Origin of the sequence: Mesorhizobium sp., assembly GCF_024509055.1 — a bacterium.
Lineage (GTDB): Bacteria > Pseudomonadota > Alphaproteobacteria > Rhizobiales > Rhizobiaceae > Mesorhizobium.
In genome coordinates this window covers 1-3711 of record NZ_JANINM010000160.1, presented here as the reverse complement: position 1 = coordinate 3711, position 3711 = coordinate 1, and the positions used below count along the sequence as shown (strand labels likewise).

General features: G+C 64.7%; 4 protein-coding genes. 2 read left to right on the top strand and 2 right to left on the bottom strand.

Translation table 11 applies throughout. The features are described from left to right. On the top strand, window positions 1–852 hold an 852-nt coding region (locus Q0L57_RS08005; protein ID WP_296740719.1), incomplete at its 5' end, for a carbohydrate kinase. A gap of 251 nt (window positions 853–1103) precedes the next feature. Beyond that, window positions 1104–2246: a DegT/DnrJ/EryC1/StrS aminotransferase family protein gene (locus Q0L57_RS08000; protein ID WP_296740717.1), complete on the top strand. Its 1143-nt coding sequence runs from the start codon at window positions 1104–1106 to the stop codon at window positions 2244–2246. A 91-nt stretch (window positions 2247–2337) separates the two neighbouring features. On the opposite strand, the gene cysQ is transcribed toward Q0L57_RS08000, so the two are convergent. Further along, window positions 2338–3117, bottom strand: a complete 780-nt coding sequence (gene cysQ / locus Q0L57_RS07995) for a 3'(2'),5'-bisphosphate nucleotidase CysQ (RefSeq protein ID WP_296740722.1) — start codon at window positions 3115–3117, stop codon at window positions 2338–2340. Between the two features lie 10 nt (window positions 3118–3127). Beyond that, window positions 3128–3711, bottom strand: a 584-nt coding sequence (gene cysC / locus Q0L57_RS07990) for an adenylyl-sulfate kinase (RefSeq protein WP_296740715.1), incomplete at its 5' end; no start/stop codon positions are given.

The window sequence follows — 3711 nt, the reverse complement described above, 5'->3', positions numbered from 1 at the left end:
GCGCCCTATGTCGGCGGCGCGGTGTTCAACTCGGCGATCGCGCTCGGCCGGCTCGGCGCTCCGGCGGGTTTCTTCTCCGGCCTTTCCTCCGACCTGTTCGGCGGCCAGTTCCGCGATGCGCTGGGGGCAAGCAAGGTGAGCTCCACCTATGCGCACACATCCCCTCGCCCCACCACGCTTGCCTTCGTGCGGCTCAACAACGGCCAGGCGACCTACACTTTCTACGACGAGAACACCGCCGGGCGCATGCTCACCATCGACGACCTGCCGAAGCTCGGCACCGAGATCGAGGCGATGCTGTTCGGCGCCATCAGCCTGATCTCGGAACCGGCCGGGTCCGCCTATGAAGAGTTCATGCGCCGTGAGCACAAGAGCCGGGTGATGATGCTCGATCCCAACATCCGGCCGAACTTCATCCCCGACAAGGCAAAACATCTGCGGCGCATTCGCGAGATGATGGCGATGGCCGATATTGTGAAATTGTCGGACGAGGACCTCAACTGGTTCGACGAAGCCGGCTCGCATGAAGATGTCATCCGCAACTGGCTGGAGCGCGGTCCGAAACTGATCGTCGTGACCCATGGCAGCGAAGGCGCGGTCGGCTACAGCAGGGAGCACCGCGTCACGGTCATGCCGCGGAAGGTGACGGTGGTCGACACGGTAGGCGCCGGCGACACCTTCAATGCCGGCATCCTCGCCTCGCTGCACGAGCAAGGGCTGCTGACCAAGGCCGCGATCGGCAGCCTGCCGGAGGATGCGATCCGCAAGGCGCTGGAGCTTGGCGCAAAGGCGGCCGCGGTGACGGTTTCGAGGGCCGGCGCCAACCCGCCATGGCGGCACGAGATCGACTGATCCGGCATCGGAGTGGGGCCCGAACCGCCCTCACCGGCCGATCACTTTATGTTTCCTACCAGCGGAACGATGCGACAAGAGAGGCGTCAAACGCCTCTCGAAGCACGGATTTCCAGCTTTTTCAGGCATTGCGCCGGCAAAAACGGTAACGGGCTGCGACACATAAGCAATTTGGCCTGGCCGTGGTCGGCTTTCTCAGCCGCGCCAAACCTGATACCAGCGGGCCGGTTTTATTGGCATTCGAGGCCGACATGCAGTTCATCGATCTTGGCGCGCAGCGCGAACGTATCCGCGACCGACTGAAGGCCGCAATCGACCATGTGGTCGAAGACGGCCGTTATATCCTCGGCCCCCAGGTCGCCGAATTCGAGAAAAAGCTCGCCGCCTATATCGGCGTCAAGCATGTCGTTGCCTGCGCCAACGGCACCGATGCGCTGCTTCTGCCGCTGTTTGCGGCCGGCATCGGCCCGGGCGACGCGGTGTTCGTGCCGAGCTTCACCTTCGCCGCGACGGCCGAGGTGGTGGCGCTGGCCAAGGCTGAGCCGGTCTTCGTCGACGTCGACGCCGACACCTACAACATCGACATCGCCAGCCTCGAGGCGGCCATCGCGATGATCAAGAAGGAAGGCCGGCTGAAGCCGAAGGCGATCATCCCGGTCGACCTGTTCGGGCTTTCCGCCGACTACGAGGCGATCATGGCGATCGCCAAGCGCGAGAACCTTCTGGTGATAGAGGACGCCGCCCAGTCGATGGGCGGCTCGGCCGACGGCACCATGTGCGGCGCCTTCGGCCATGTCGGCTCGACCAGCTTCTATCCGGCAAAGCCGCTCGGCTGCTATGGCGACGGCGGCGCGATGTTCACCAATGATGGCGATCTCGCCGACAAGCTGCGTTCCTTCGCCTTCCACGGCAAGGGCGAGACGCAGTACGACAACGTCCGCGTCGGCATCAATTCGCGCCTCGACACGCTGCAGGCGGCGATCCTGATCGAGAAGCTCGCCATCCTCGAGGACGAGATGGTGGCGCGCCAGGTTGTAGCCGATCGCTATGCCGCCGGGCTTGGCGATATCGTCAAGGCCTCGCGCAATCTGGGTCACGGCCGCTCGGCATGGGCGCAATATGCCATCGAAACGCCGAAGCGCGACGGGCTGAAGGCCCATCTCGGCGAAAAGGGCATTCCGTCGGTGATCTATTACGTGAAGCCGCTGCACCAGCAGGTGGCCTACAAGGATTACCCGCGCACGCCGACCGGCTTGGCCGTGTCGGAAGAGCTGCCCAAGCAGATCCTCTGCCTGCCGATGCACGCCTATCTCAGCGAAGCAGACCAGGACCGCATCATCGAGACGATCCGCAATTATATCGGCTCGAACTCGGCGCATGTAGCAGCGGCGTAAAGTCGAGACGTCGGCGCGAGGCGCCCCCCTCTGCCCTGCCGGGCATCTCCCCCCTCGAGGGGGGAGATTGGCTCTTTTGGCGACGCTGCGGCTACGCGCCCTTCCCGCTCGCGATGAAATGCGGATTGGCGAAATCGGTGTCGCTGGCCTGGTTGCGCTTGCCGTAGACGAGCGGCTCGCCGTCCAGCGTGCGCGTCATGCCACCGGCGGCGCGCAACACCGCGTCGCCGGCCGCGGTGTCCCACTCCATGGTGCGGCCGAAGCGCGGATAGACATCCGCTTCAGCAGCGGCGAGCAGGCAGAATTTCAGCGAAGAGCCGACCGAGACGATGTCGGTCTCGCCAAGATCGCGGATGAAGGCATCGGTTTCCGGCGTGTTGTGCGAGCGGCTGGCGACCACGGCAAGCGGCGTGCCGCCTGCCCGTACGGCGATCGGCCGGCGGCTCGCGATATGATAATTGCTATCGACCTCAAGCGCTTCCGCCCTGCCCGGCCGCCCGGCAAAGAAACGTCCCGTGCACGGCGCGTAGACCACGCCGACCTCCGGCTCGCCATGACGGACGAGCGCGATGTTGACGGTGAAATCGGTGCGGCGGTTGACGAATTCCTTAGTGCCGTCGAGCGGATCGATCAGGAAGAAGGCGCCGTCGAGATCCGGCGTGGCGATGCCCGCCGCGACCTCCTCCTCGGCCACGCAAGGGATGTCCGGGTAGGCAGCCCGCAAACCGGCGAGGATGATCTTCTCGCTCTCGCGGTCGGCTTCCGTCACCGGCGAGGAGTCCGCCTTGCTGTCGACGGCGCAGCCTTCGTGGAAGACGCGCATGACCTCGCGCCCGGCGTCCAGAGCCAGGCGCTCGAACACGCCGAGCATGACTTCGTCGTCAGATACCGCCGCCATTGTCGTACTGGTCCTCGGCAATGTCGCGCTCGTTCAGCCAGCGTTCCAGGGCTTCCGCCATGTCTTCCGGTTTCCTGCCGAGTGTCTTCAGGTGGATTTCAGCGTTCTGCGGCGCCTCATAAGGCGAATCGACGCCGGTGAAGTTCTTGATCTCGCCGCTCAGGGCACGCGCGTAAAGGCCTTTCGGATCGCGGCGGGCGCATTCCTCGAACGGCGTGTCGACGAACACCTCGACGAACTCGCCCTCGGCCATAAGTTCGCGCGCCATGCGTCGTTCGGCGCTGAAGGGCGAGATGAAGGAGACGATGACGATCAGGCCCGCATCCGCCATCAGCTTCGCCACCTCGGCGACGCGGCGGATGTTTTCCACACGATCGGCGTCGGTGAAACCGAGATCGCGGTTCAGCCCATGACGGACATTGTCGCCGTCGAGAATGTAGGTGTGCCTGCCCGACGCGAAGAGCTTCTTCTCGAACAGATTGGCGATGGTCGACTTGCCCGAGCCCGACAGGCCGGTGAACCAGAACACCGCCGGGCGCTGGTTCTTCAGGTCGGAGCGGCCGCGCT